The 25,160-nt window shown below is 56.3% G+C and carries 26 protein-coding genes; 17 read left to right on the top strand and 9 right to left on the bottom strand.

Annotation, left to right across the window (positions count from 1 at the left end; all coding sequences use genetic code 11):
- Positions 1 to 10: 10 nt before the first annotated feature.
- The 6 genes from H4J77_RS13900 (at position 11) to cysQ (ending at position 5,648) form a co-directional block, all read left to right on the top strand.
- Positions 11 to 670: a YjbF family lipoprotein gene (locus H4J77_RS13900; protein ID WP_182248965.1), complete on the top strand. Its 660-nt coding sequence runs from the start codon at positions 11 to 13 to the stop codon at positions 668 to 670.
- The gene (locus tag H4J77_RS13895; protein ID WP_123891134.1) at positions 667 to 1,449 is read left to right on the top strand and encodes a capsule biosynthesis GfcC family protein; all 783 of its coding nucleotides are present in this window, start codon (positions 667 to 669) and stop codon (positions 1,447 to 1,449) included. Before H4J77_RS13900 ends, H4J77_RS13895 begins: the two co-directional genes overlap by 4 nt.
- A complete protein-coding gene (locus tag H4J77_RS13890; protein ID WP_182248963.1) occupies positions 1,442 to 3,571 on the top strand; it encodes a YjbH domain-containing protein in 2,130 nt (709 codons plus the stop codon). The genes H4J77_RS13895 and H4J77_RS13890 overlap by 8 nt, the downstream gene beginning before the upstream one ends.
- Positions 3,572 to 3,573: 2 nt before the next feature.
- The gene (locus H4J77_RS13885; RefSeq protein WP_182248961.1) at positions 3,574 to 3,960 is read left to right on the top strand and encodes a VanZ family protein; all 387 of its coding nucleotides are present in this window, start codon (positions 3,574 to 3,576) and stop codon (positions 3,958 to 3,960) included.
- 160 nt (positions 3,961 to 4,120) lie between these two features.
- On the top strand, positions 4,121 to 4,753 hold the full coding sequence (locus H4J77_RS13880) for a transposase (protein ID WP_182248959.1): 633 nt from the start codon (positions 4,121 to 4,123) through the stop codon (positions 4,751 to 4,753).
- 115 nt (positions 4,754 to 4,868) lie between these two features.
- Positions 4,869 to 5,648 (top strand): 3'(2'),5'-bisphosphate nucleotidase CysQ, encoded by a 780-nt coding sequence (gene cysQ, locus H4J77_RS13875; protein ID WP_182248957.1) that lies wholly within the window; start codon positions 4,869 to 4,871, stop codon positions 5,646 to 5,648.
- Between the two features lie 145 nt (positions 5,649 to 5,793).
- Here cysQ and grxD read toward each other — a convergent pair whose 3' ends face one another.
- Together grxD and H4J77_RS13865 are read right to left on the bottom strand one after the other, a co-directional pair.
- Entirely contained in the window at positions 5,794 to 6,114 is a 321-nt protein-coding gene (gene grxD / locus H4J77_RS13870) for a Grx4 family monothiol glutaredoxin (protein ID WP_123891139.1), read from the bottom strand.
- Positions 6,115 to 6,185: 71 nt separating this feature from the next.
- Entirely contained in the window at positions 6,186 to 8,279 is a 2,094-nt protein-coding gene (locus H4J77_RS13865) for a molybdopterin oxidoreductase family protein (protein ID WP_182248955.1), read from the bottom strand.
- A gap of 264 nt (positions 8,280 to 8,543) precedes the next feature.
- Between H4J77_RS13865 and argF the strand changes: the two genes are divergently transcribed.
- Both argF and H4J77_RS13855 read left to right on the top strand, forming a co-directional pair.
- The gene (gene argF / locus H4J77_RS13860) at positions 8,544 to 9,449 is read left to right on the top strand and encodes an ornithine carbamoyltransferase (protein ID WP_182248953.1); all 906 of its coding nucleotides are present in this window, start codon (positions 8,544 to 8,546) and stop codon (positions 9,447 to 9,449) included.
- Between the two features lie 14 nt (positions 9,450 to 9,463).
- On the top strand, positions 9,464 to 10,582 hold the full coding sequence (locus H4J77_RS13855) for an ABC transporter ATP-binding protein (RefSeq protein ID WP_182248951.1): 1,119 nt from the start codon (positions 9,464 to 9,466) through the stop codon (positions 10,580 to 10,582).
- A gap of 218 nt (positions 10,583 to 10,800) precedes the next feature.
- Here H4J77_RS13855 and H4J77_RS13850 read toward each other — a convergent pair whose 3' ends face one another.
- Positions 10,801 to 12,051 carry a serine hydrolase gene (locus H4J77_RS13850; protein ID WP_123891143.1) on the bottom strand — a complete coding sequence of 417 codons (1,251 nt, stop codon included), beginning with the start codon at positions 12,049 to 12,051 and terminating at the stop codon, positions 10,801 to 10,803.
- 192 nt (positions 12,052 to 12,243) lie between these two features.
- On the opposite strand from H4J77_RS13850, the gene msrB reads away from it, so the two are divergent.
- The 4 genes from msrB to H4J77_RS13830 all read left to right on the top strand — a co-directional run bounded on the left by msrB (position 12,244) and on the right by H4J77_RS13830 (position 14,552).
- Positions 12,244 to 12,771 carry a peptide-methionine (R)-S-oxide reductase MsrB gene (gene msrB / locus H4J77_RS13845; protein WP_123891144.1) on the top strand — a complete coding sequence of 176 codons (528 nt, stop codon included), beginning with the start codon at positions 12,244 to 12,246 and terminating at the stop codon, positions 12,769 to 12,771.
- Positions 12,768 to 13,373 carry a peptide-methionine (S)-S-oxide reductase MsrA gene (gene msrA, locus H4J77_RS13840; RefSeq protein ID WP_123891145.1) on the top strand — a complete coding sequence of 202 codons (606 nt, stop codon included), beginning with the start codon at positions 12,768 to 12,770 and terminating at the stop codon, positions 13,371 to 13,373. The genes msrB and msrA overlap by 4 nt, the downstream gene beginning before the upstream one ends.
- Before the next feature lie 75 nt (positions 13,374 to 13,448).
- Positions 13,449 to 13,928, top strand: coding sequence for a peptidylprolyl isomerase (locus tag H4J77_RS13835; RefSeq protein ID WP_123891146.1), 480 nt, complete (start codon positions 13,449 to 13,451; stop codon positions 13,926 to 13,928).
- A 387-nt stretch (positions 13,929 to 14,315) separates the two neighbouring features.
- A complete protein-coding gene (locus tag H4J77_RS13830) occupies positions 14,316 to 14,552 on the top strand; it encodes a hypothetical protein (protein WP_123891147.1) in 237 nt (78 codons plus the stop codon).
- Between the two features lie 47 nt (positions 14,553 to 14,599).
- Here H4J77_RS13830 and H4J77_RS13825 read toward each other — a convergent pair whose 3' ends face one another.
- A complete protein-coding gene (locus H4J77_RS13825) occupies positions 14,600 to 16,477 on the bottom strand; it encodes an MFS transporter (RefSeq protein WP_182248949.1) in 1,878 nt (625 codons plus the stop codon).
- A 173-nt stretch (positions 16,478 to 16,650) separates the two neighbouring features.
- On the bottom strand, positions 16,651 to 18,078 hold the full coding sequence (locus tag H4J77_RS13820) for an MFS transporter (RefSeq protein WP_182248947.1): 1,428 nt from the start codon (positions 18,076 to 18,078) through the stop codon (positions 16,651 to 16,653).
- A gap of 373 nt (positions 18,079 to 18,451) precedes the next feature.
- Between H4J77_RS13820 and H4J77_RS13815 the strand changes: the two genes are divergently transcribed.
- The 5 genes from H4J77_RS13815 to bfr all read left to right on the top strand — a co-directional run bounded on the left by H4J77_RS13815 (position 18,452) and on the right by bfr (position 21,894).
- Positions 18,452 to 19,627, top strand: a complete 1,176-nt coding sequence (locus tag H4J77_RS13815) for a YbfB/YjiJ family MFS transporter (RefSeq protein WP_182248945.1) — start codon at positions 18,452 to 18,454, stop codon at positions 19,625 to 19,627.
- A 70-nt stretch (positions 19,628 to 19,697) separates the two neighbouring features.
- Positions 19,698 to 20,102, top strand: coding sequence for an anti-virulence regulator CigR family protein (locus tag H4J77_RS13810; RefSeq protein ID WP_182248943.1), 405 nt, complete (start codon positions 19,698 to 19,700; stop codon positions 20,100 to 20,102).
- A 10-nt stretch (positions 20,103 to 20,112) separates the two neighbouring features.
- A complete protein-coding gene (locus tag H4J77_RS13805) occupies positions 20,113 to 21,003 on the top strand; it encodes a DUF6279 family lipoprotein (protein ID WP_182248941.1) in 891 nt (296 codons plus the stop codon).
- Between the two features lie 88 nt (positions 21,004 to 21,091).
- Positions 21,092 to 21,301 (top strand): bacterioferritin-associated ferredoxin, encoded by a 210-nt coding sequence (locus H4J77_RS13800; RefSeq protein ID WP_123891153.1) that lies wholly within the window; start codon positions 21,092 to 21,094, stop codon positions 21,299 to 21,301.
- Positions 21,302 to 21,423: 122 nt separating this feature from the next.
- Positions 21,424 to 21,894, top strand: a complete 471-nt coding sequence (gene bfr, locus H4J77_RS13795) for a bacterioferritin (RefSeq protein ID WP_123891154.1) — start codon at positions 21,424 to 21,426, stop codon at positions 21,892 to 21,894.
- Between the two features lie 81 nt (positions 21,895 to 21,975).
- On the opposite strand, the gene pyrF is transcribed toward bfr, so the two are convergent.
- The 4 genes from pyrF to ihfB all read right to left on the bottom strand — a co-directional run bounded on the left by pyrF (position 21,976) and on the right by ihfB (position 24,551).
- The gene (gene pyrF / locus H4J77_RS13790) at positions 21,976 to 22,668 is read right to left on the bottom strand and encodes an orotidine-5'-phosphate decarboxylase (protein ID WP_123891155.1); all 693 of its coding nucleotides are present in this window, start codon (positions 22,666 to 22,668) and stop codon (positions 21,976 to 21,978) included.
- A 37-nt stretch (positions 22,669 to 22,705) separates the two neighbouring features.
- Positions 22,706 to 23,884: a lipopolysaccharide assembly protein LapB gene (lapB, locus tag H4J77_RS13785; protein WP_123891156.1), complete on the bottom strand. Its 1,179-nt coding sequence runs from the start codon at positions 23,882 to 23,884 to the stop codon at positions 22,706 to 22,708.
- A 4-nt stretch (positions 23,885 to 23,888) separates the two neighbouring features.
- Positions 23,889 to 24,188, bottom strand: coding sequence for a LapA family protein (locus tag H4J77_RS13780; protein WP_123891157.1), 300 nt, complete (start codon positions 24,186 to 24,188; stop codon positions 23,889 to 23,891).
- A 69-nt stretch (positions 24,189 to 24,257) separates the two neighbouring features.
- Positions 24,258 to 24,551, bottom strand: coding sequence for an integration host factor subunit beta (gene ihfB / locus H4J77_RS13775; protein WP_123891158.1), 294 nt, complete (start codon positions 24,549 to 24,551; stop codon positions 24,258 to 24,260).
- Between the last annotated feature and the right edge of the window lie 609 nt (positions 24,552 to 25,160).

The following is a 25,160-nucleotide window of genomic DNA, read 5'->3' as shown; positions in this document are numbered from 1 at the left end:
AGGCGTCCCTGTGAACCTGCTTATTCGCGGGGGCCTTTTGGCTCTGGCCGCCCTCTGCCTGCCTGCCTGCAACTCTGTTACAGCAGACTCGATTGAGACCTTCAACCGCGCGCTTAGCGGTAAGGTAAACGAAATCCCCGTGGCGCAAATACGCGCCGTCACGGCAGACAGCCTGCTGATTAAAGCCGCTGGTGCAGAAGCGCTTTACGTAAAGCTGAGCAGCGACGGCAGGCGGGTAAACTGGTATGGCTTGACCGAAGAAGTGCAAACCAGCCATGGCCGCATTACGCAGTTACTCGGCTTCAAAAGCGATGCGCTTATTCCTCTGGTAGCTGATGACCCCTTTGCAACGGGGCTAATGCAGGTTGCCGATGGCACTCAAGTACTGCGCCATGTTGACTATCCGCTCAACTACCAAACCGGCCTGGAACAGTACGCTACCTACTACCGCGGGCCAGTCGAGAACGTGCAGATCCTTGACCGGGTGGAAAGTCATCAGCGCATAGATGAAGTCATCCGTATGCCCCAGCTGAACTATGAGGCGATCAACTACTACTGGCTGGATGTGCAAAGCGGTCACGTACGTCGCAGCATCCAGCACCTGTCACCTGAGATGCCCGCACTGGATATTACCCTGACCCGCCTGCCGCCCGCCGGAGACGCGCCATGAAACGCACATGGATCGCATCGCTGGTTAGCCTGTGTTGCTTTGCTGCACTGCCTGCGCTGGCGCAAACCGCTGCCAATATCAGTGTGCGCGGTGCCGTAGCGCAGCCCGGCGAATTCAGCTGGCAGTCCGGCACACGTCTGCTTAATGCCAGCATTGCCGCCAATGTAAACCACGATGCCTGGTATCAGGGCGCTGCATTGCTCAGAAAGAGCGCCATGCGCGATCAGCAAAAGCTCAAACGCGGTCTGTTGTTTGATTTGCAGACAGCCAATGTCAATGCGCGTGCTCTGGGCCTGGCAGGCACCAGCGAGCTGCTCAATCAATGGGAGCGGCGCATAGCAGGCACCGCTGTAACCGGCCGCATCGCAGCTGAGCTGAATCCGCTCAAGCAAAGGTTATTGGCCTTCAACCCGCTGCTTGAACCCGGCGATCAGATTATTTATCCGAACCGTCCGCATCAGGTGCGCGTCTTGGGCGCTGTGCAACAGGATTGTGTGCTTGAGTTTGCGCCGACACTCGACCCACTGGACTACCGCGAAGCCTGCCCATTACACGAGGCCGCGAACAGCCAGTATCTTTACATCATCCAGCCGGATGGCAAGGTTGAATTGATCGGCACGGCTTACTGGAATGCGGAAGACGCCTGGGTTGCTGTAGGCGCACTGCTCTACGTGCCCTTTAAGTCGGCACTTTTTGGCACTAGCCGCGATGAGTTCAATAACGAGATGGCGCAATGGCTGGCCACGCAGTATGAGTTAACAGGTGGCTACCATGAGTAAGGGTTACCCGCGTTTCATTGTCCCGCTGGTGGTAACACCACTGCTGTTGTCTGCCGCGTCCTTTAGCCTGGCCGAAGGCAACAATAGCCGCTACCGCACCACGCAACACGATTTTGGCGGTGTTGGCCTGTTGCAAACGCCGACCGCCCGCATGGCCCCCGAAGGCTCGTTCAGCATCAATGCCAACCGCACCAGCCCTTACAGCCGTTACAGCATATCCGGTCAGCCTTTGCCCTGGCTGGAGAGCACCATACGCTATATCGCCATCACCAACCGCAAGTACGAAGCGGATCGCGATGGCGACCAGAGCCTGAAAGATAAAGCCATCGACGCCAAAATCAGACTTTGGCAAGAAAGTTATTGGGCGCCGGAACTGGCGTTAGGTTTTCGAGACCTGGGCGGTACGGGTTTGTTTTCCAGCGAGTTTATCGTTGCCAACAAACGCATCTACGATTTCGACTTCAGTCTGGGCGTGGCCTGGGGTTATATCGGCAATCGCGGCGATGCGGGCAACCCGCTCTCCTTGATCAGCGGTAGCTTTGATGAACGGACGCGCTCTGACGATCCCGGCGGCACCTTTAACACCAGTAGCTATTTCAGCGGCCGCCCAGGCTTTTTTGGCGGTGTTGAATATCAAACACCCTGGGACGACCTGCGCATCAAGGTTGAGCTGGACGGCAACGATTATCAGTCAGAGCCGCAGAACAACAATCAGACGCAAGACTCCCCGATCAACGTCGGCGCGCTTTACAGCCTTACCGACGGTATTGATCTGACCGCTGCCTGGGAGCGCGGCAATACGGCGATGTTTGGCATTACCTTCCATACCAATCTGAAAACCGCCAGCATGCCAGCCAAGCTACTCGACCCCGACCCTGAGGTGCGCGAGCCGCTACCCGCAGGCGTTAACGGCGCAGCGGTAGACTGGCAGAATGTTAGTCAGCGGCTACAAAGCAACGCAGGCATCAAGGTGCAGGAAATCTCCTTGCATGGCGATGAGGTGATCGTTACCGGCGAACAGACAACATTCCGCTCGCAGGCCAAGGGCCTGGGCCGCGCCGCCAGAGTGCTGGATAACAGCCTGGGTGAAGGCCGTTACGATTGGTACACCCTGGTGTATCGCTCACGCGGTATGCCGGTCAGCCAAACCAGCATCAACGCAGAAAAACTGCGGCAGTACGAGCTTAACGAGATTGATCGGCAGTCACTGCGCCGCGCTACTGCCAATGCCGTACCTTCGGTATTGAACGATGAAGTAGTTTATAGCGCACCGCTGGACCGAACTGATTTCAGTACCGGCCTCGGCTATACCCAGAGTATCGGCGGCCCCGACAACTTTCTGCTGTACCAGTTCTTCCTGCGCTTCAACGCGGCCTACCACTTTGACCGGAACAAGTGGATCGACGGCAGCCTGGGCCTTAATTTGCTGAACAACTACGATGAGTTTGTGTACGACGCGCCGAGTCAGTTGCCCCGCGTGCGCACTGACGTGCGTGAGTACATGACCACGTCCGACGTACAGCTCAAGCACCTGCAATACACACAGACCAAACAGCTTGATCGCGATCTCTATGCCATGGGCTACGTGGGTCTTTTTGAATCCATGTACGGCGGCATTGGCGGTGAAGTGCTCTACCGCCCCTACGGCGCTGACTGGGCGCTGGGTCTTGATGCCAACTGGGTCAGGCAGCGCGGTTACGAGCAGCACCTGAGCTTCCGTGACTATTCAACCTTTACCGGACACCTCACTGGTTACCTGCAAACCGGCTTCCACGATGTGCTGGCCACGGTTAAACTGGGCCGCTACCTGGCAGGCGATTACGGCGGAACCCTGGATCTGTCTCGTCGCTTCGACAACGGCGTAACCATTGGTGGCTGGGCAACCAGGACCAACGTGTCTGCCGCCGAATTTGGTGAGGGCAGTTTTGATAAAGGGGTGTATATGAGCTTTCCGTTCGACGCCTTCTTTGCGCGCTCAACCACCGCTACCGGCTTTGTGGCCTGGCGACCGCTTACCCGTGACGGTGGCGCGCGCCTGTCTCGCTATTATCAACTATACGACCTGACCTCCGATCGCGATCTAGACCGCTTTAATGAAGGGTTCGGCAGCATCACGGAATAATTATGCAGCACACCCTGACGCGCCTCTGGGCGCGCTATCGTACGGTTTTCAAAATCGCATTTTTTGCGCTGTTGGCGTTGGGCCTTTACCTTGGCATGCGCCCAACCCCGGCACCTGCCAGCTACAACTGGCAGGCCACTTTCTATCATATGGCCGGCTTGTTTTCGCTCACCCTGCTGAGCTATCCGGCTTTCCCCCGCTGGTATTGGTGGATCCGCGGCCTGCTCATGTTCAGCATGGGTGTGGCGATAGAGTACGTGCAGTCGTTTCACCCGACCCGCTCGGCTGAATGGGCCGACATCCTGGCTAACAGCAGTGGCATTGTTGCGGCTTTGCTGCTGGCTGGCATTTGTATTTTTCTGTCGCGCAGGCTGACCACTCGCTCCTGAATGCTAATCCCCTTGTCTGGCTATTCGACCTGACGCGAACCAAGTCACATTTCTGACATCATTTTGCAATCAATCCGGCGAACTGCGGAATAGCTCCCAGCACGCCCACTTTGTGACTGATAAGTTCTATAGCTCAAAAAAACGACAAGGACGGCGTTTAATGAGCAGAAACACCTACCGTATCAACAACCGACAGTTCGACGTCTGGCGTGGCTGGTACCATCAAACACGGCATTCAGACCCCGACATACCCTACGCTATTCAGCTGATATCTCTGCGCCTGGCTGATGCCCTGCCTGCCGACGAATTACACAAGGTGGATACCGACGCACTGATGGTACACCCCACCGAGCGAGTCCAGTTCAAGCGCGAGCGCACGCAAGAAATTCTGCATGCCGGACATGGTAGCTGCGCCTTGAGTAATGCCACGCTGGCCCGCGCGGTGCTGGACACCCTGGAAGACCAGCACGGCAAACGCTACCGGCTGATTGCCTGGTGCATTCTGCCTAACCAGATTCACGTGTTGATTGAACCCTGCTGCCCACTGCAGAGGATCGTACAGGACTGGAAATCCGTTACTACGCGCTGGGCGCTGCAGCACAATGAAGAGCTGCAGTTGGCCTTTAAAGGCAAAAGCCTGTGGATGAAACGCTATCAGGATCGCTTTATTGCCGATGACAAACACCTGGCCGAGGTGATTTGCACTCTGCACGATAGCCCGGTAGCGGCTGGCCTGTGCGAGTCTGCTGAGCAGTGGCGCTGGTCCAGCGCTTACCGCAAGCACAGCAGGTAAGCCTTGGCCCGCCGTCCGCCGGTTGTGCCACTCAGCGGCTTGTACGACACTAGCGAGCTTTAGACAGCATAACTTCAGTAATGACTGGAGCAGCAACGGGTTCAAGGAGACGGCAATGCAGGCTAGCGAACAGGCAACCTTGGTGGCGGCTATCGTCGAGATCGCACGACAGGCGGGTGATCTTATTCTCGATATTTACCATAGCGATTTTGAGGTGCGCGGCAAAGAAGACGCCTCTCCGGTTACCGCCGCAGACGAACAGGCCGAAGCACTGATCCTGCAGGGCTTAAACGCACTGGCAACGCCCTACCCCATCATCGCCGAGGAAGCTTACGCCGCCGGAGATATACCCGCAGTAGATGACTGCTTCTGGCTGGTGGACCCGCTTGATGGGACGCGCGAGTTCGTCAATCGCAACGGCGAGTTCACCGTCAATATCGCGCTGATCCAGCAAGGCAAACCGCTACTCGGCGTGGTACTTGCTCCCGCACTGAACCAGCTATACGCTGGCTCACGGGACAACGGTGCGTTTATCGAGGATGATCAAGGCCGCCGCGCTATTAAGGCGCGACGGCCGGCACAAGTCGGCCTCGATGTATTGGCCAGCCGCTCACATGGCGACACAGCCGCACTCGACGAGTTGCTCAAAGGCCGCACCGTGCACTCGCTGATCAACGCAGGTTCATCGCTCAAGCTCTGCTTGATTGCCGCAGGTCAGGCTGATGTCTACCCTCGCCAGGGACGCACTATGGAGTGGGATATTGCCGCGGGTGACGCTGTGCTGCGGGCCGCTGGTGGGCATGTGCAGGTGTTTGATGGCTCGCCCCTGCGGTACGGCAAAGCGGGGTTTGAGAATCCGCATTTTGTCGCTTCAGGCGCTGAAGCCTTTTTTTGACGGCTCGCGGTTAATTAGCAGACTGACCGCCCGCTGCGTCATCTGAATTTTATCTCTGTCCAGGCCGCAAGAACGCCCTCAAGCACAGTGCAAAAACAAAAAAACCGCATCGAAATGCGGTTTTTTTGCTGACGCCGAGGTGGGATCAAGCAGCTGGCTGAGCCGCCTTCACCATACCCGCCAACTCACCAGACTCATGCAACTCAAGAATGATGTCGCTACCGCCTACCAACTCGCCGCCAATCCACAGCTGCGGGAAGGTTGGCCAGTTGGCGTAGCCTGGCAGAGTAGAGCGAACGTCGGGGTTTTGCAGAATGTCGACATAGGCAAACTTCTCGCCACAGGCCATCAGCGCCTGTACTGCGCGAGCAGAGAAGCCGCACTGTGGAGCATTCGGGGCGCCTTTCATGTAGATCAGCACCGGGTTGTTGGCGATCTGTTCTTTGATGGTATCGATGACATCCATGGTAAATCCTCGTAACTTGGTAAGGCATTCGAACGCTTTGCTGGGCAGACATTCTACAGCAAAGCGTTCGGTTATGCTGCCACCACCTCGACACTCAAGCCATTGACTGCCGCATTGCCGGTAACCGGGTCAAAGAACCGTTCATCAGTCAGGTCGTTAGCACTCACCCCGGCGTTACGCTCGGCTGTCTCTATCTGCGTGCCCTTGCGGTTATGCCCCCAGCCATGCGGCAAGCTGACGACGCCGGGCGCCATTTCATCGCTCGCGCTGACCTTAACGTCGACAGCGCCAACCCGCGAACGCACAGTCACCAGCTGGCCATCCTGCAAGCCTCGCTCGCTCAGATCCTGCGGGTGCATCAGCAGCTGATCTCGCGGTTTGCCTTTGACCAGGCGCTGGTAATTGTGCATCCAGGAGTTATTGCTGCGCACGTGCCGTCTGCCTATCAGGCGCAACTCACCTTGTTTTGGCATCAGGGTGTCGAGTTCGGCGGCAACCCGCTGCAGATCCTGCAATATCAAGGGCTGGGCCAGCTCGATACGCTTGCTGGCGGTTTGAATCCGGCGCAGCAGGTTGGGCTGCAGCGGGCCCAGGTCGATACCGTGCGGATGTCGCTGCAGCTCGGCAAGACTCAAGCGATCACCATGCGGCCCGCGTTTCATGGCCATATCCACCATCTGCGCGGGCGGCATCGTCTCGCGGGCGGGCTGCCCCATTTGCCGAGCAAACGCCTGCCCCAGGCCAACAAAGATTTCCCAGTCATGCAACGCATCGGCCGGCTTGGCCAGCACCGGCTCGTTGTAACGGGTGACGTTGCGCACGGCGAAATTGTTGAAGGTAATATCGTAGTGGTCGTGCTCCAGCGCCGAGGTCGGCGGCAGTATGACGTCTGCATGCCGGGTGGTCTCATTGATGTAGAGGTCCACGCTAACCATAAACTCCAGCCCTTCCAGCGCCTGATCCAGTTGTCGGCCATTGGGCGTCGACAGCACCGGGTTACCTGCTGAGGTAAAGAGTGCCTTGATTTGCCCGTCACCCGGCGTGAGCATCTCCTCGGCCAGGACGGCGGACGGCAGTTCGCCATTGAACTCAGGCAGGCCGGAAACGCGACTCTGCCATGCATTAAAATGACCGCCCTTACCCTTGCTGACCACATCGAACGCGGGCTCTGGGAAGAGCGAGCCACCCGGCACATCAAGGTTGCCGGTTACCACGTTGATGACTTGAATCAGCCATTGGCATAGCGTGCCGTAGCGCTGTACCGAGACGCCCATACGGCCGTAACAGACCGCATGTTCTGCCGCGGCAAAATCACGCGCCAGCTGCTTTATCTGCTGCGCCGGAATCCCGCAATGCGGAGCCATTTTTTCCGCACTGAAATCACTGACGGCAGCCGCTACCGCGTCCAGTCCCTCGGTGGCATCCAGCACCGGGCTCGCCTTGGTCAGGTTTTCGGCAAACAGGGTATTGAGCAAACCCAACAGCAGTGCCACATCAGTGCCCGGCTGAATAAACAGATGCTCACTGGCAACCTCTGCCGTCTCACTGCGGCGCGGATCGACCACCACCAGTTTGCCGCCACGTGCTTTCAGCGCCTTGATGCGCTTACCGACATCCGGCACCGTCATGATGCTGCCGTTGGAGGCCAGCGGGTTGGCGCCAAGCATAAGAAAGTAGTCGGTATGGTCAATGTCGGGAATCGGGATCATCAGCATGTGGCCATAGAGCCAGAGCGAGACCAGATGATGCGGCAGTTGGTCCACCGAGGTCGCCGAGTAGCGCTGCTTGGTGTGTAACTGGCCCAGAAAATAGTTGCCGTGCGTCATTGAGCCATAGTTATGTACGTTGGGATTACCCATGTAAACACCGACCGCGTTATTGCCGTGCTCGCGTTGAATATCGGCAAAGCGGCTGGCTACCAGCTCAAAGGCTTCCTCCCAGCCAATCGACTCCCAACGCTCCCCTACCCGCTTGACTGGCTGACGCAGACGCTGCGGGTCATCCTGGATATCCTGCAGGGCTATCGCCTTGGGGCAGATGTGCCCTCGACTGAAGCTGTCTTCAGGATCGCCTTTAATAGAGAGAATGCGCTCGCCATCAGTTTCTATGGCAAGGCCACAAATGGCCTCGCATAAATGACAAGCGCGAAAGTGGGTTACGGACATCGATTTCACCAGGCTGGTTTTATTAGTTTGGATTTACTCTAAGCCGCGTCTGACGGGGCCGCAAGCGGCAAAATAAAGCGCTATTCAGTGGTTGAATTAGCCTGTGGGCTCAATGCTTGGCCTGCTGAATTTGCCTTTGCCCGGAATTTCCCTATAAGATCGCTGCTTCTCTTTTTTTGCTGTGGCTGTTACCGGGCCGTCAGGTCGCGGTAGGGCACACTGTTTCCGGTCGGTAGACGACCGCGTTAATCGGATTGTATGGATATGACTGCAAGGCACTTTTTGTCACTGATGGATTGTTCCGAAGCTGAGCTGATCGGCCTGATCAAGCGCGGCGTTGAGCTGAAGTCACTGCACCGCCAGGGCGTGGTGTATGAGCCGCTGAAAAACCGCGTGCTCGGCATGATCTTCGAGAAAGCTTCGACCCGCACACGGGTGTCCTTCGAGGCGGGCATGACTCATCTGGGCGGCCAGGCCATATTCCTGTCCCCGCGCGACACTCAGCTGGGGCGTGGCGAGCCGATTGAAGACAGCGCCCGCGTGCTGTCAAGCATGTGCGACGCCATCATGATCCGTACCTTTGCCCATGACATGCTGGAAACCTTCGCCCAGTATTCGCGCGTGCCGGTCATCAACGGCCTGACCGATGACCTGCATCCCTGCCAGCTACTGGCCGACATGCAGACGTATCTGGAGCATCGTGGTGCCATCAAGGGCAAAACCGTGGCCTGGATTGGCGACGGTAATAATATGTGCAACACCTTCATTCAGGCGGCTATTCAGTTTGATTTTCAGCTGCGTATCGCCTGCCCTGAAGGCTATGAGCCAGGCCAGCAGTTCCTCGATCAGGCCGGTGATCGCGTTCAGGTCATGCGCGATCCGATGCAGGCCGTCGCAGGCGCTCACCTGATCAATACCGATGTGTGGGCCTCCATGGGTCAGGAAGACGAGACCGAAGCTCGCCTCAAACGCTTTGCCCCTTACCAGGTGACGCCCGCCATGCTGGACGCCGCCGATGAGTCGGTACTCTTTATGCATTGCCTGCCTGCGCATCGCGGCGAAGAAGTCAGCGCCGAGTTGATGGATGATCCACGCAGTGTGGTCTGGGATCAGGCCGAAAACCGTCTGCACGCGCAGAAAGCCCTGGTCGAGTTCCTGCTCGTCGACTAACGCGGAGACGCCGCATGCCCAACCCGTCACGGCCTCTGCTCGAACTCAACCAGCTCGCCTGCAGTTATGGCGAGCAGCCAGTTGTCTCGGAGCTGAATCTGCACCTTAGGGCAGGCGACATTGGTTGCCTGCTCGGGCCATCCGGCTGCGGTAAAACCACGACCCTGCGCGCTATCGCTGGCTTTGAACCTATCACCGCCGGCAGCATTGTGCTCGATGGCGAGCAGCTATCCAGCCCGGAAAAACGTGTGCCGCCAGAGCAGCGGCGTATTGGTATGGTCTTTCAGGACTACGCCCTCTTCCCGCACCTGAGCGTGGCGGACAACGTCGGCTTTGGTATTCATAAGCACCCCGAGCGCAAGCGCCTGGTGGCCGAGCTATTGGAGCTGGTCAAGCTGGGCAAACTGGGCAAGCGCTTTCCACACGAGCTATCCGGCGGCCAGCAGCAGCGTGTCGCGCTCGCCCGTGCAATGGCACCCGATCCCAAATTGTTATTGCTGGATGAGCCTTTCTCCAACCTTGATGGGGAGCTGCGTCGCCGTCTGTCTGGCGAAGTACGTGACATTCTCAAGAGCCGTGGCATCAGTGCCATGCTGGTCACCCACGACCAAAGTGAAGCTTTTGCGGTCTGCGATCATGTTGCCGTGCTAAAAGATGGCAAATTGCAGCAGTGGGATACGCCATACAACCTCTACCATGAACCCGCGACACCCTTTGTCGCCAGCTTTATTGGCCAGGGCTATTTCATTCGCGGTCAGTTGATCTCACCCGAAACGGTGCAGACTGAGCTAGGCAACATTGGCGGCAACCGTGCCTACTCGCTGCCGGTGGGCAGTGCGGTAGACGTGCTGCTGCGACCGGATGACGTGGTTGGCGATCCCCATAGCCCATTGCAGGCATGCATCGTGGGTAAAACCTTTCTCGGCGCCAATATTCTCTACAGCCTGCAACTGCCTACCGGCAGCGCGCTGGAAGCGCTGTTCCCTAGTCACGCGGACCACCAGATTGGCGACACTTTGGGGATTCGGGTTGCAGCAGATCACCTGGTGTTATTTGCCGCCCAGGGCAGCGTAAACCTGCATGCGCAACTACCACTGGAGCAGGTACTGGGCGCGGGTAACGCCAGCACTTAAGCGACCCGCGCCCCCTAACAATCGCGTTTTAAAACCACTAACTGCCAAGCTGCTTTACCATCAAGGCGAAGCCTGTAGGGAGGCGCTCGCCTGCAGAGATCGATCCATCGCACTGCTACCCTCACTCAGCAAAGAGGAGCACTTACGCACTCCTCTTTGACGGCTCGCCACATTGCGGCGATACAGACAGCCAAGCCGATAGCTAAAGGGCTACTGGCTCACTCAACCGGGGCGTACAGAGCACGACTGGCGATGTTGTGGATCAGCCGCGACAGACGATAGTCGGTGTTCTGCATCATACCCAGGACGATGGTTTCATTGGTCGGATCAATCCAGGCCCATGCCCCCTGAATACCCCACCACCAAAACGTACCCTCAGGCAGATAACCTGCTGCTTGCGAGTCGTTCACAACGGCGACATTGAGACCAAACTGATTACCAGGAAAGAATGGACCTATGTCATCAACACCGGCAGGCAACTGATTCTGACGCATCAACCGCACGGTCTCAGCCTTGAGTATGCGCTTGCCATCCAGCTCACCCTCATTCAGTAACATGCGCGCGAAACGCAGGTAATCATCGGTGCTGGAGATCAAACCGCCACCGCCATTGAGGAAGCTGTGTTGGCTAAGAAAGAAATCATTCGGCAATGGCTTGAGTGAACCATCCTCTTGCGGCATGTAGGATACCGCCAGTCGCTCAGCCTTTTCCGGCGGCGCATAGAAGTCAGTATCGGTCATCTGCAGGGGTTCAAATACCTGTTGCTTGAGATAAGCATCGAACGGCATGCCCGACAGCACTTCAATAAGCCTGGCCTGGATATCCACCGCGATACTGTAATGCCAAAGGGTGCCCGGTTGCTGGCGCAACGGGATGTGCGCAAGCTTGTCCATCATCACCGCGAGCGTCGTGTCGGGATCTTGAATATTCGCCTCGACGTACAACTTGTCGACCTGCGACTCGGAGAAACGCCCATAGGTGAAGCCCGCGGTATGGGTCATCAGCTCGCGAATAGTGATGGGATGCTGAGCCGGCTCGGTTACAGGAAAGCCGTCCGGCCCCTCGGCTACCGCCACCTGCAAGTCCTGCAGCTGCGGCAGGTATTTACCGACGGGATCATCCAGCTGGAACTTGCCTTGATCATAAAGATGTAACAAGCCGGTACCCGTGACCAGTTTGGTCAGCGAGAAAATCTTGTAGAGTGAGTCGGCGGCTAATGGCTTCTCGGCGGCGACATCCTGAAAGCCGTACTCGCCGCGCTGAACTATTTCACCGTTCTGGTAGACCAGGGTCGCAATACCCCCTATCTTGCCCTGCTCAACCTGCGCTTGCATAGCCTGAGCAAAAGCATCTAGCCGCTGCTGCGGTATTGCCGCCTCGGCTGCCAGTGCAGTATTTGACGCGATTAAGCCTCCCAGCAGGACTCCCGTAGCCCCTGCGCGGAGAAAACGATCTTTAATGCTCAACATTGTTGTTATTCCTTACTATTATTTGGCAGACAACAAACTCTATCCTGCGCGCTACAGTTAGCCAAGCTGACTCAGAGCAAAACAGCTTCATTTTTTGCTCAACACCCAATTGCGCCGCCAGCTGTAACAAATAAGCCCGTTGGGCGTCAGATGTTTATAAGCCACGGCTTCAATCAGTAAAGGTATCGCCACATGAAACGCAGAACATTATTAAGCGGGCTGATCCTGGCCCCCGCCATTCCCCTGTTGGCGCGCAGCCAGCTAGCCATGGCTGTTGAAAAGGATGCCAGCCTGAGCGTGACGCCACTGACCCACGAACATGATTACTGGCGCGACAAGGTGTCCAGCGAGGCGTACGACGTGCTATTTGAAGAGGATACCGAGCGTCCACACAGCAGCCCACTCGACAAACTCTACGATGACGGCACCTACGTATGCGCCGCCTGCTACTTGCCGCTATTCGACTCCAGCGCCAAGTTTGATAGTGGCACCGGTTGGCCCAGCTTTACCCAGCCGATTGAAGGGCACATGGGGACCAAGGCAGATTACGCACTGATCTGGCCACGAACCGAATACCACTGCGGCCGGTGCGGCGGTCACCAGGGACATGTTTTCAACGACGGCCCTGAGCCACGCGGCGAGCGCTGGTGCAACAACGGGGTGGCTCTGCGCTTTGTCGCCAAAGGCGACCAACTTCCTGCGCTACGAGGTGATGCATGAAAAAACAATTGATGCTGGGCGCGGCCCTTTTGCTGTCGCCATTGTTGCAAGCCGCTGAACCCCTGACGCAGGGTCCGGAAGGCACCGAAATGGCGGTATTTGCTGGCGGCTGCTTCTGGTGCACCGAGTCCGACTTCGACAAGGTACCCGGTGTGGTTGAAACCATTTCCGGCTATACCGGCGGCTCTTCCGAGACGGCGCACTACAATCAGGTATCTTCCGGCGACACAGGGCATATTGAGTCGGTCGCGGTATTTTATGATCCGAGCAAAACCAGCTACGCCAAACTGGTGGAGGCTTTCTGGCCGACTATTGACCCGGTAACCGCTAACGCTCAGTTCTGCGATAGCGGGCCGCAGTACCGCAGCGCGATCTATTATGCCGACGAGCAGCAGCAAGCGTTACTGGAAGCATCGCGCCAGAAGCTGGCCGATTCCGGCCGCTTCGATGACCCCATTGTGACTGAAATCCTGCCGCGCCAGCCCTTCTATGCCGCCGAGGACTATCATCAGGATTACTACCATAAGAACCCGCTGCGCTATAACTTCTACCGCACGACCTGTGGGCGCGATGCGCGCCTGGAAGAGTTGTGGGGCGAGTAAACAGAGCATGGCAATCTATCCATTGAGGCTGGATAATGCAGCTCTTTCATTACTCAGTCTCTGTGGATTACCTCGATGCAAATAGCCGATAAAACCGTTGTTCAGTTTCACTACGATCTTGCCGATGCTAACGGCCAGATTGAAAGCTCCCGCAAGCAGGACCCGGTCCTGTATCTGCATGGCCAGGCTGGCTTGATTGACGGCCTGACTGAGGCGCTAGAAGGTCGCAGCGCCGGCGATAGCTTCAGCGTTACTATTCCGCCAGAAAAAGCCTACGGTCAGCCCCGTGACAACGCCATTCAGAAAGTGCAGGCGAAACGACTACAGGGCGCCAAAAAGTGGAAGCCGGGCATGATTGCCATACTGCAAACCGAACAGGGGCCGCGCCAGGTGACCGTCGTAAAGCCTGGCCTCTCGCAGGTAGTCGTGGATGGTAATCATCCATTGGCTGGTCGTGAGCTGACCTTCACCATCGACATTCTGGATGTACGTGCGGCCACTGACGATGAAATGGCGCATGGTCATGCGCATGGCGCTGGCGGGCATCAGCACTAACTCATCGCCCTGACTCTGCTGGCTTTACCTGCCAGCCTAGCGACCGCTAGCCATCATCGCTTGCGTTCAGGCAATCCCAAGGAGCAGCTTTACCCCGCCCCTTGGGTGCCTTGCAGTGATAATTGCAGACACTTCTCTTCCAGGCAGCAATTGATGACCGTTGTGCAGAGCATCCTGGTTTGCTGGCAGCGGACCTAACCATCATCCAAAAGCATTACTGGACAGCGCGCCATAATTGAGCGCACCTCAAGGGCTCAAGAGGGTATTAACACCGCGTCAAAACCCAATCCACTAAAGCCTCTCCACGCCGAGGTCAAGAGAAAGTTAAGCAAATAACTAAAAAAAGGAGTAAACTGGCCGACTACTCGCTAACAACACAGGCTCCACATGACCGCCAAAGCTACCGCCCCAAAAACAGCCGCACCGAAAACGACTACATCCAAGCGCAAAGCCGATGCGGCCGTTGCTACCAGCAAGTCGATCGACAACCAGATTGAAGCTTTTCTGTCTTCCGGCGGCGAGATCCAGCAAATCCCCAATGGCAAAAGCGGTCAGACCTATAGCTCACCCCGTGCCGGCAAGCCAGCAGCCAAACCTGCTGTTGCAGCGAAAGCCGCCGAGTAATAGCGGCGCACGCACTACCCGTTCAGTTCAAGGCCATGTAACAGACCCTAGCGCCGATCGCCGCGCAGAGCCTGTACCCGCTCCTGCAACAATGCAGGAGCAGCCTGATCTGGAGCCACTGGTTCTCCCGCAGCCAACCCTACCCGCGACCAGAAGCGGCGGAAAAACCCCTTATGCGGATCGCGGCTGAAAAAACTACCCCATAACCCCTGCAACGCCATCGGAATAACCGGTACCGGGTTACTGTCAAGGATCCGACTGATCCCGGCACGAAATTCGTTCATTTCACCGTCTGCGCTGAGCTTACCTTCGGGGAAAATACAGACCACCTCCCCTGCCTGCAGATACGCGTCTATACGCTTGAATGCGTCCTCGTAAATCGCTTCGTCTTCCTGTCGGCCGGCAATAGGCACGGTACCGGCGGTGCGGAAGATAAAATTCAGTACCGGCAGACGATAAATCTTGTAGTACATGACAAACCGCACCGGCCGACGAACCGCACCGCCAATCAGCAACGCGTCGACAAAGGATACGTGGTTACACACCAGCACACAGGCGCCCTCGTCAGGAATGGCTTGCAGATTGACATGCTCAACTCGATACATTGAGTGACCCAGCAACCAGACCAGAAAGCGCATGGTGAATTCGGGCACCACACTAAAGATGTAGAGATTAACCAGGATGTTGAGTAGCGAAATGGTGAGAAACACCTGCGGGATACTGAATCCGGCAACACCCAGCAAGACAATCGAGAGAATGGCAGAACAGACCATGAGCAGCGCGTTGAGAATATTGTTGGCAGCAATCACTCGGGCGCGTTCGTCCTCATGGGTACGCGATTGGATCAAGGCATACAGCGGCACGATATAGAAACCGCCGAAGATACCCAGCCCCAGAATACTGCCCATCGCCAGCCAGGCCGCAGGCTGCACCAACAGCTCGGTCCAGGTATAGGCAAGATCGCCTGGCACTACCGAGCCTGAGACCCACCACAACAGCAAACCAAAGATCGACAGCCCCATGGAGCCAAACGGCACCAAACCTATCTCAACCTTGTGCCCTGACAGCCGTTCGCACAGCATGGAGCCTAAAGCGATGCCTACAGAAAACACCGTTAAAATCAGCGTAACCACGCTTTCATCGCCGAATAAAAGCTCTTTGGCGTAGGCCGGTATCTGGGTGAGGTAAGTAGCGCCGAGAAACCAGAACCAGGAGTTACCCAGAATTGAGCGTGATACTGAAGGCACTTGCTTGACCAGGCCCAGGCGCAGAATCGCCCAGGATTGGCGAAAAACATTCCAGTCCAGCTGCAGGTCGGGCAAGGCCGCTGGCGCTTGCGGAATACGTCGGCTAAACAGGTAGCCCAGCACAGCGACCAACACCACAGAACCACCCACCCAATGTGCCCAGGCAACGCCAGACATTAGTAGCCCGGCGTACAGCGTACCGCCGAGAATCGCCAAAAAGGTGCCCATCTCAACCAGCGCGTTGCCACCAATCAGCTCATCTTCGTGCAGGTGTTGCGGCAGAATGGAGTATTTAACCGGGCCAAATAGCGCCGATTGGGTACCCATGGCGAATAGCACCACCAGCATCAACGGCAGATTGCCCTGCCACAGGCTGAATGCGCCCAACAGCATGATGCCTACTTCGCCCAGCTTGATGCGGCGGATCAACAGGTCTTTGCGGTACTTTTCACCAAATTGACCGCCCAACGCGGAAAAGAGGAAGAAAGGAAGCACGAACAACATGGCACTGAGGTTAATCAGCAAATCGCTGTCAGCCGAAAAACTGAGCTTGAACAGAATCGCGAGAATCAGTGCCTGCTTGAACAGGTTGTCGTTGAAGGCACCCAGCAACTGGCTGAGAAAGAAGGGTAAGAAGCGCTTGCTGCCCAACAAACGAAATTGCGAGTGCTCAGCCATGGGCCGGTGTTTCCTTATATAAAACATCAGAACAAATAAGGACGCCAGCATACCCAAGGAAACGCTTAAAGCGGAAGCAACACGATGCATTTCACCGCAAAATCGAGAAACCTGGCACGCTGCGCAAAGCTCCGAAGACTAAAAGGCGGCTGTTTACCACAGCCGCCTGACAATCAACGAGCGATAGCCAAACGCACCTTGCGCCGCTCGACCCACTGATGAATCCGCTCCTGGCGCGCAGCTGTCAGCGGGTACTTCCAGGCGATCGCAAACGCGGCCATGTAGAGCAGCACCGGCCCAAGAATATAGAGCACGCGCAACGACATTAACTGGCTGGCGCTATGCTCAACCATTTTGGCGTCAAACCCTACCACTGCCAGTAGGCCCAACGACAAACCCAGCCCGAGCGCCATTGCCATCTTTTGCGCCATACCTGAGATCGCAAAAAACAGTCCGGTACGGTGCTCCTTGCTACGCGCGGTATCGAGGTCAACGATATCCGCCAGCATCGATAACGGTAAAAACTGGAAGGCCGCAAAACAGAACCCTTTGACGCAGAACATCAGCGCAAAGGCGGTGAGCTGCCCGGCTTGCAGAAAGAACATGCCGAGAATACTGGCACTGGACACGCCCAGCGCCACACAAAACGCGCGGTGCTTACCAATGCGCTTACCCAAGTAAAGCCAGAAGGGAATACCAAGAATACCGACGCCAAAATACAGCAGATACATCAAACCTATCTGCGCCTGAATCTGAATAATGTGCTGCATAAAAAACACCGAGAGCGCATTACGGAACGACTCCCCGGTTACCACGATCAGCAGCATCAGAATCATGCGTTTAAAGGGGCCGTTGTTGCGCAACACGCGCAAACCTTTCTTCCACTCCGTGCGCTGTATAGATTGCGGCGGTGCTTCCTTGACCCGCGCAACCACGAGTAAAACCGTTAGCGGCAACAGAATGATCATCAACCACGCCATGACCGCCAGTATGGGGCCGTACCCGATACCCAGTTCACCATCCCGACCAAACAACCAGACCGCAGACTCCATTAAAAAGCCGTCGGTGTGCCCTGCCTGATAGCGCGCACCCAAAGCCTGCACTATGGCTGGCGCCAACGCGGCCAGAAACAGGCCAATCAGCACGAAGCCTTCACGCGAGGCAACCACCCGGCTGCGCTGGTGATAAAGGCTGGATAACTCGGCTCCCCAGGCGCCATAAGGCAAGGTCACCATCGTCCAACCCAGATACATGAGCACCGTCCAGCCCAACAGGTGAGCAATGCCCACGCCGTCAGGCGGCATGAAAATCATGATGGTGCCAATCAGCATGAGCGGAACGCCCATGATCAACCAGGGCTTACGGCGACCGATGCGGGTTTGCCAGCGATCACTGAGCGTACCAATCAAGGGGTCCGTGACCACATCGGTGATGCGTGCAAAGACCAGAACCAGCGCCATGAGCGCCATATTCAGGCCTACTTCCTGGGCATAGAACGGAGGAAGGTAAACCACCAGAGGGTAACCAATGATGGCCAACGGCATACCAATTGAACCGTGGATAAGAATAGTGGAGCGCTTCAAAACGCCGGATGCGGACATGCCTATCTCCTGGAGAGAACCTTGCGTGCCTGATGGCCGCTTTTTTGTCATTGTTGTCTCATCGCGTGCCCAGCTTCCTGTGCTGTGTACGCCTGTCTACTCTATATCAAGCTTTGTCGGCTGAGCAGCCGTCAAACAAGCAGAGTTGGCGGCGACTACGCCTTCCCGATAACGCTTACACCCTCTCACTTGGTACAAAAAACAGACATATAGCAGCACTTTCACTGAAAAAGGCGGCATTATCGACACCAAAACACCAAAATCAGCTCCGCTAGCATGCAACATTCATATACATTATTGGATAACCGCTTAGTCAGCGTGTAGTGTGCCCACGCTTATCCAATAGAGCCTTTACCGCTAACCGGGCCCACCCATGCCAAGATCTCAACCAGCACCGAGTACCGCCGTTGTCGCTGCTGCCTGCCTACTGCTGGTCGTGCATGGGCTCGGTCGTTTTATCTACACTCCGCTGCTGCCACTGCTGGTTGCCGACGGCCAACTCACGGTCGCGCAGGCCGCAGACCTGGCTAGCTGGAACTACGTCGGCTATCTACTGGGCGCGCTGGCAGCCATTCGTTGGCATAGCCCGCAGCAATTGCGCATAGCCATACCCGCAGCTCTGGGCCTGCACTGCCTCACCCTGCTCGGCCTGACCCAAAGTAATGAGTACGCCAGCCTTCTCGCCATGCGTCTGTTAAATGGCCTGAGTAACGGCATGGTCTTTGTTATGGTGCCCGCCCTGCTGATGGAATGGCTCGCCGCCCGCCTGCGCCTTGCGCTCAGTGGTCTTGCCTATCTTGGCGTCGGTTGCGGACTGGTTCTATCCGGAGTACTAGCCAATCCACCCGCCCTGGACCTGCATGCAGCAACCCGTTGGTGGCCAGCGGCACTGCTGAGCTTGCCGCTCGCCGTATGGGGAGCCTGGGTACTATCGGGTATGGCCCTGCCCCCCGAACACCAGCAGCAGACGATAGCCAAACGTCCATTATTTGATCGTCACAGCAGGCCGCTTTTCCTCGCCTATGCGGGTGCTGGCCTGGGCTACATCCTGCCGATGACCTTTCTGCCACTGATTGCCAGCTTGCAGCTGGGCAGCCAGCACCCTCTGGTCACCCAAAGCTGGCTGATTCTGGCTTTCGCCACCCTGCCCTCAGCCTGGGTCTGGAACAAGCTAGGTCAGCTCATGGGTGACCGCAACGCACTGATCAGCAACTACGCGATACAAGGCATCAGCGTGTTTGCCGCGCTCCTGCTACCTTCAGCTATCGGCCTTCCGCTTTGCGCATTACTGATGGGCAGTAGTTTCCTCGGTGCGGTGTTACTGACCCAGCTCCTGGGGCGGTCCCTGCAACCCAATCAGGGCCCCAGGTTGTCGGCGGCGTTGATTGCGCTATACGGCCTGACTCAGCTGCTCGCGCCCTGGTTTGCCAGGCTCTGGTTAGACATGGGCGGTCAACTACCAGATACCCTTTGGCTTGGTGCTGTCGCGCTGGTCTGGAGCCTGCTGTGGATGCTCACCGTGCGTCAGCCAAGCTCCGCCAGCCGTTGAACCTACGCGCGGCAGGTCACTCCAAGTACTGATAACGTCAATAATCAATACAGTGCAGGAGCACCCAGCGATGAAGACATCCAGACACCTGATAATTGCCGCCAGCATGGCAATGCTGACACTGGCGCCCGCGCTGCAAGCCAAACCACACAACGAGACAGGTCAGGGCCACCAACCGGACCCACGCAGTCAAGCAGACACGCGCATCAACATCGACAGCCAGTTGATTCGTGATATTTTCCGTGACAACAGCCGGTACGCTGGCCAGGTAGATAGACTGCCACCAGGAATCCAAAGAAACCTGGAACGGGGTAAAGCGCTGCCACCCGGTATCGCCAAACGACTTGATCCACGACTGAACCGGCTGTTACCCAGCTACAGCGGCTATGATTGGCGACAGGTTGGTGACAACGCTGTGCTGGTACGATCTGCCACCGGCCTCATCGAGGCCGTGATCAACGGCATACTCAACTGACGGGACGCTGATGAAACCACAGCGAGATAGCCATCAGCGCCAAAACGCCACTCTACTTCGAGTAGCAACTATCTTGTTGTGCCTTGCTGTTCTCAACGGCTGCAGCGCTACACAGCTGGCGTATCGAAACCTCGACTGGCTGATCAGCCGCAAGGTCAATCAACTGGTCGATCTTAATGGCGAGCAACAAGCCTGGTTCGATAATCAACTTGATGTTGCTCTGCAATGGCATTGCCAGCAGGAAATACCACGCTACCGGGAGGCCTTGACGATAGCCGGTAATCATTTGCTCAGCCCACAGCTGGATGCAGCGCTACTTGAAGCCGATGCCCGCCGCGCACAGGAGGCAGCCGACCGCTTGCTGGCACGCTCAGCGCCCCTTATGAGCGGCTTACTGCGCCGCCTGGATCACCAGCAGGTGCAGGAACTCAGCCAAAATATGGCCAGGGAGCTGGACGAAAAATATGCAGAGCTGGTTTACCCACCAGCAGAAGAACGACGGGCCGAAAGCGTAGACAAGGTCAGCGACCAGCTGGAAACCTGGCTGGGAGGACTCAATGCATCTCAGTCCGCAGCCATTGAACGATGGGCGGCTAATCGTGATGGCAATAATAAAATATGGCTCGATAACCGTCGCGCTTGGCAAGGGCTCCTGATTCAGGAGTTGCCTACGCGGCAGCAAAGCGATTTCAGCCAGCGGATTTATCAGCTGCTGGTCGACTACCGAGCATTACAGTCCCCCGCCTACCGCGAGCAGGAACCACGCTCAAAACAGGCTCTGATTCAGTTAATGGTACAGGTCATGCGAGCCTCAACGGCAGAACAGCAAGCGCACTTTGTCTCACGACTCAATGCGCTGCAGGAGGACCTTCAGGCACTCGACTGCAGCCAGGGAAAATAAGACGACCATATACTTTGACAATCATTCTCATTAGCATTACGATGCAACCCATCAGCTGCTAAAACCATTGATTGATTGGAGAGCCTGCATGTACGTTTGCCTCTGCAAGGGTATTACTGACAACCAGATCAAGGACGCCATTAACCAGGGTGCCTGTTCCATGCGCGACCTTCGTGCCGACCTGGATGTGGCTACCCAATGCGGTAAGTGCGCACGTGACTGCAAGTCCATTCTGCTGGAAAGCATGACCAGCAATCAGGCGGGCGCGCTACCCAATGCGCAATTTGTCGCAGCCTGATCCAGCGCTGCCAATACAGACTGATAATCATTTTTAATCCCTTTCTTTTCAAACACTTATATTTGACAGAAGTCAGCCGGCGGACCACACTTGAGAACTAACTGTTTTCGAGGGCCCAACGCATGAAAGGCGACAAGAAAGTCATCCAGCATCTCAATACCATCCTTGCCAATGAACTGGTCGCTATCAATCAGTATTTTCTGCACGCACGCATGCTGCAGGACTGGGGATTGAACAAGCTTGGCGAACACGAGTACCACGAATCAATCGATGAGATGAAGCATGCAGATGTGCTCATCAAACGCATTCTGTTTCTCGAAGGCCTGCCGAACCTGCAGGATTTGGGGCGCTTGATGATCGGTGAAAACACCCGCGAAATACTGGAATGCGACCTCAAGCTGGAAATGAAAGGCATCCCCGACCTCAAGAACGCTATCGCTTACTGCGAAGAGGCAGGTGACTACGGCAGCCGCGAACTGCTTGAGGACATCCTCGAATCAGAAGAAGAGCATGTAGACTGGCTGGAAACCCAGCTTAACCTGATCGACAAGGTCGGTCTGGAGAACTACCAGCAATCACAGATTGGTGAGTAATACCGCTTTAGGCCTTCTCTGAGCCAATAAAAAACGCCGCATGATGCGGCGTTTTTTATTGGCTGACTGACTAGTGGCGACTCAAAGCGTAGCCAGGATAGCCTCCAGCGCCTGCTCCGGCTTTTCCGCCTTGGTGATTGGCCTTCCCACCACGAGATAGCTACTCCCGTTCTCCAGCGCCTGTGATGGCGTGACGATGCGTTTCTGATCGTCTGCACTGCTTTCCGCAGGTCGAATACCCGGAGTAACCAGCAGGAAGTTGTCACCTAGCGCATTGCGCAATGCCTTGGCCTCGCGCGCCGAACAAACCACACCGTCCAGTCCGCACTCCTGGGTCAACCGTGCCAGACGCTGCACCTGCACCATAGGCTCAATATCTATGCCTACTTCCTGCAAGTCTTCCTGCTCCAGACTGGTCAGAATGGTCACCGCCGTCAACAAAGGACGATTACTGCGCCGCTCCAGAATATCGCGGCAGGCTTCCATCATCCGTCTGCCACCGCCGGCGTGCACGTTCACCATCCATACACCCAGCTCTGCAGCAGCCTGAACCGCGCTGGCTGTGGTGTTGGGAATGTCATGAAACTTGAGATCAAGAAACACTTCAAAGCCCTTGTACTGCAGCGCTTCAACTACGGCTGGCCCGCTACTGGTAAACAACTCCTTACCCACCTTGACCCGACAGCGAGCCGGATCCAACTGGTCGGCCATGCGCATCGCTGCAGGCGCATCAGGAAAATCCAGCGCGACGATGATAGGGCTAGTGCTCGACATACATTCCATCCTGTTTTCAACAATCACACATTAAAACTTAAACGGCCTCGTAGCCCTTCAATGGCTGGATCGTAGACCAACCATGACAAGTTGGACACTGCCAATACAGCTTTTGACCGGCAAAACCGCATGACTCGCAGCGGTAACGAGGGCGCTGCTGCTGTAACGATGCCAATAGGCTCTCCAACACCTGCAGATCGCCCTGTTCTATCGACTCAGCGCCTTTTAACTGCAGCTTTACTAACCCAAGCACGCCACCAATAGAGGGTTGTTGTTGCACCCACACCATAAGAAAGCGTTGCGCACTGGCAGGCCCCTCTTGCAGCGCAAGCTGCTCGCTACGCGCCAACACTGTCTCCAGCATCGGCGGTTCAGCGCGCTCAAGCACCTTGTCCAGATAGGCCGCAAGATCAAGGTCGCCATTATCGGCGCAGCGCCTGGCCAGCGGCAAGATTTGCGGAACAAAGTCTGGTGACTCGATGGCTACCCGCTGCAACAATTTAAGTAGAGCACGTGTATTACCTTGCCGTGCTTCCAGTTCAGCCAGCATCAACATGGCCCGAGTATTGGCCGAGTCCACCTTCAATGCTGACTGCAAATACCGCTGGGCGCCGCTTATATCGCCGCGCTGCAGCGCGTCCCCGGCAATCTCGCAGTAATAATGGGCCTGAGTTACTGCAAAACCGGGCCGCTCGCGTAACAGGCGCACACCGATCTCGATAGCCTGTGACCACTCACGCTGCTGCTCGTAGACAGTAACCAGATCACCCAGGGCTTCACCTCGCAGACCCGATGAAGAGCCACCCAGCTCATCAAGAAGGCGTTCAGCACGGTTATGCATGCCAACAGCCAGGTAGTCACGGGCCAGCTCAAGCTGCACCCGGTCTGCTTGCTGAGCGGTTAGATTGGGCCGAGCCAGCAGGTTCTGGTGTACCTTGATCGCCCGCTCCACATCACCACGCTGACAAAACAGCTTACCGATAGCGATATGGGTCTCTACCGTTTCCGGATTGACTTCCAAGGCGCGGATAAAGGTTTCGATAGCCTCGTCAGGCTGCTCGTTCAGGAGGTAATTGAGACCGATAAAATAATGGCGGTCTATCGCGCTTCCGTGTGGCTGCAACATAAAGCCGACCTTGATAGCTTCACGCCTACCGAGAAACCAGCCGATAGCCAACGCCGCCACAAACAAGGCGAGGAACAACAGTTCCTGCATATGATCAGCCTTTGACAGCTTGGGTGCGCAGCTTATCGACTTCTTTGCGGTAACGATTCAACTCGTTGCTTTGCATCATCAGCTTCAAACGCAGCCGAGTGGTGATCAGCCAGCCAATGAAGACGCCGAGGATACTACCGAGGATAAAGGAAAAAACGATGTAGATAGACAGGGGCAATTCAGGCGACTGAATTTCCAGGAATTGCAGTGTAGTGGTTTGCTGGTTTTCCAGCATGAAGTCCATTGTCGCCAGTGCCACCAGCAGCAATATAACGATCAGCAACGCGCGCTTTAGCCATAGCATGCAACACTACTCCGCATCCATTTGTGTAGGACGAAGTATAACGCAGGCCAGCGAGACTAATACACCGGATCAGCTGTTTTCCAGCGACTCGTTAACCCGGTCACGCAACTCTTTGCCAGGCTTGAAGTGCGGTACGAACTTACCTTCCAGCTCAACCGCATCACCGGTTTTCGGGTTACGCCCCACCCGCGGTGCACGATAGTGCAATGAAAAGCTGCCAAACCCCCGAATCTCAATACGCTCCCCGGTAGCAAGTGCCTGTGACATATGCTCCAGCATGGTTTTGATCGCAAGCTCAACGTCCTTTGCCGACAACTGCCCCTGTTGCTCGACAATGCGCTCGATCAACTCCGACTTTGTCATGGTTTTCCCTTTTTTATCAAGCGAGTAGCTTCGTTTTACACGGTTTTACCATGCTTGACTAGGTTTGAACAGCCTGATAAACACGCGAGCAAGCTCGCGAGCTGCAAGCTGCAAGCTGCAAGCTGCAAGCTGCAAGCTGCAAGCTGCAAGCTGCAAGCGTTAACAGGATGATGGCCGGGATTAGCTAGTCAAGCTTTAGTTGAGCTAGCTCGGGGCTGGAAGCTAGAAGCTGGAAGCAAAACCAGCGCGGCCTGCGGGCTGAGCACACAACTACCGGCTCTGGAGTAACAGCTAAGCGGGTTTGGGTGGGAGTTAGCTTGAAGCTTGAAGCCTGAAGCTGGAAGCAAAACCAGTGCGGCCTTCGGGCTGAGCACACAACTACCGGCGCTGGAGTAACAGCTAAGCGGGTTTGGGTGGGAGTTAGCTTTAAGCTGGAAGCTAGAAGCTAGAAGCAAAACCAGTGCGGCCTTCGGGCTGAGCACACAATGTAGTGGTCTACTAATCCCGGACACCGAAATGGGTGGTAAATTTACCGCCATAGCTGAGGTGTTCCATGACAAGACAACGTCGTACGTTTTCAACTGAGTTCAAGCACGATGCCGCGTTGCT

The sequence above is a fragment of the Pseudomonas sp. 5Ae-yellow genome (assembly GCF_014077575.1).
Classification (GTDB): Bacteria; Pseudomonadota; Gammaproteobacteria; order Pseudomonadales; family Pseudomonadaceae; genus Halopseudomonas; species Halopseudomonas neustonica.
This window is presented reverse-complemented; position numbering and strand designations above follow the sequence as displayed.

Coding starts and splice junctions, on each gene's coding strand:
- H4J77_RS13895 (WP_123891134.1), top strand. CDS start 667: ATGAAACGCACATGGATCGCATCGCTGGTTAGCCTGTGTTGCTTTGCT.
- H4J77_RS13890 (WP_182248963.1), top strand. CDS start 1,442: ATGAGTAAGGGTTACCCGCGTTTCATTGTCCCGCTGGTGGTAACACCA.
- H4J77_RS13885 (WP_182248961.1), top strand. CDS start 3,574: ATGCAGCACACCCTGACGCGCCTCTGGGCGCGCTATCGTACGGTTTTC.
- H4J77_RS13880 (WP_182248959.1), top strand. CDS start 4,121: ATGAGCAGAAACACCTACCGTATCAACAACCGACAGTTCGACGTCTGG.
- cysQ (WP_182248957.1), top strand. CDS start 4,869: ATGCAGGCTAGCGAACAGGCAACCTTGGTGGCGGCTATCGTCGAGATC.
- grxD (WP_123891139.1), bottom strand. CDS start 6,114: ATGGATGTCATCGATACCATCAAAGAACAGATCGCCAACAACCCGGTG.
- H4J77_RS13865 (WP_182248955.1), bottom strand. CDS start 8,279: ATGTCCGTAACCCACTTTCGCGCTTGTCATTTATGCGAGGCCATTTGT.
- argF (WP_182248953.1), top strand. CDS start 8,544: ATGACTGCAAGGCACTTTTTGTCACTGATGGATTGTTCCGAAGCTGAG.
- H4J77_RS13855 (WP_182248951.1), top strand. CDS start 9,464: ATGCCCAACCCGTCACGGCCTCTGCTCGAACTCAACCAGCTCGCCTGC.
- H4J77_RS13850 (WP_123891143.1), bottom strand. CDS start 12,051: ATGTTGAGCATTAAAGATCGTTTTCTCCGCGCAGGGGCTACGGGAGTC.
- msrB (WP_123891144.1), top strand. CDS start 12,244: ATGAAACGCAGAACATTATTAAGCGGGCTGATCCTGGCCCCCGCCATT.
- msrA (WP_123891145.1), top strand. CDS start 12,768: ATGAAAAAACAATTGATGCTGGGCGCGGCCCTTTTGCTGTCGCCATTG.
- H4J77_RS13835 (WP_123891146.1), top strand. CDS start 13,449: ATGCAAATAGCCGATAAAACCGTTGTTCAGTTTCACTACGATCTTGCC.
- H4J77_RS13830 (WP_123891147.1), top strand. CDS start 14,316: ATGACCGCCAAAGCTACCGCCCCAAAAACAGCCGCACCGAAAACGACT.
- H4J77_RS13825 (WP_182248949.1), bottom strand. CDS start 16,477: ATGGCTGAGCACTCGCAATTTCGTTTGTTGGGCAGCAAGCGCTTCTTA.
- H4J77_RS13820 (WP_182248947.1), bottom strand. CDS start 18,078: ATGTCCGCATCCGGCGTTTTGAAGCGCTCCACTATTCTTATCCACGGT.
- H4J77_RS13815 (WP_182248945.1), top strand. CDS start 18,452: ATGCCAAGATCTCAACCAGCACCGAGTACCGCCGTTGTCGCTGCTGCC.
- H4J77_RS13810 (WP_182248943.1), top strand. CDS start 19,698: ATGAAGACATCCAGACACCTGATAATTGCCGCCAGCATGGCAATGCTG.
- H4J77_RS13805 (WP_182248941.1), top strand. CDS start 20,113: ATGAAACCACAGCGAGATAGCCATCAGCGCCAAAACGCCACTCTACTT.
- H4J77_RS13800 (WP_123891153.1), top strand. CDS start 21,092: ATGTACGTTTGCCTCTGCAAGGGTATTACTGACAACCAGATCAAGGAC.
- bfr (WP_123891154.1), top strand. CDS start 21,424: ATGAAAGGCGACAAGAAAGTCATCCAGCATCTCAATACCATCCTTGCC.
- pyrF (WP_123891155.1), bottom strand. CDS start 22,668: ATGTCGAGCACTAGCCCTATCATCGTCGCGCTGGATTTTCCTGATGCG.
- lapB (WP_123891156.1), bottom strand. CDS start 23,884: ATGCAGGAACTGTTGTTCCTCGCCTTGTTTGTGGCGGCGTTGGCTATC.
- H4J77_RS13780 (WP_123891157.1), bottom strand. CDS start 24,188: ATGCTATGGCTAAAGCGCGCGTTGCTGATCGTTATATTGCTGCTGGTG.
- ihfB (WP_123891158.1), bottom strand. CDS start 24,551: ATGACAAAGTCGGAGTTGATCGAGCGCATTGTCGAGCAACAGGGGCAG.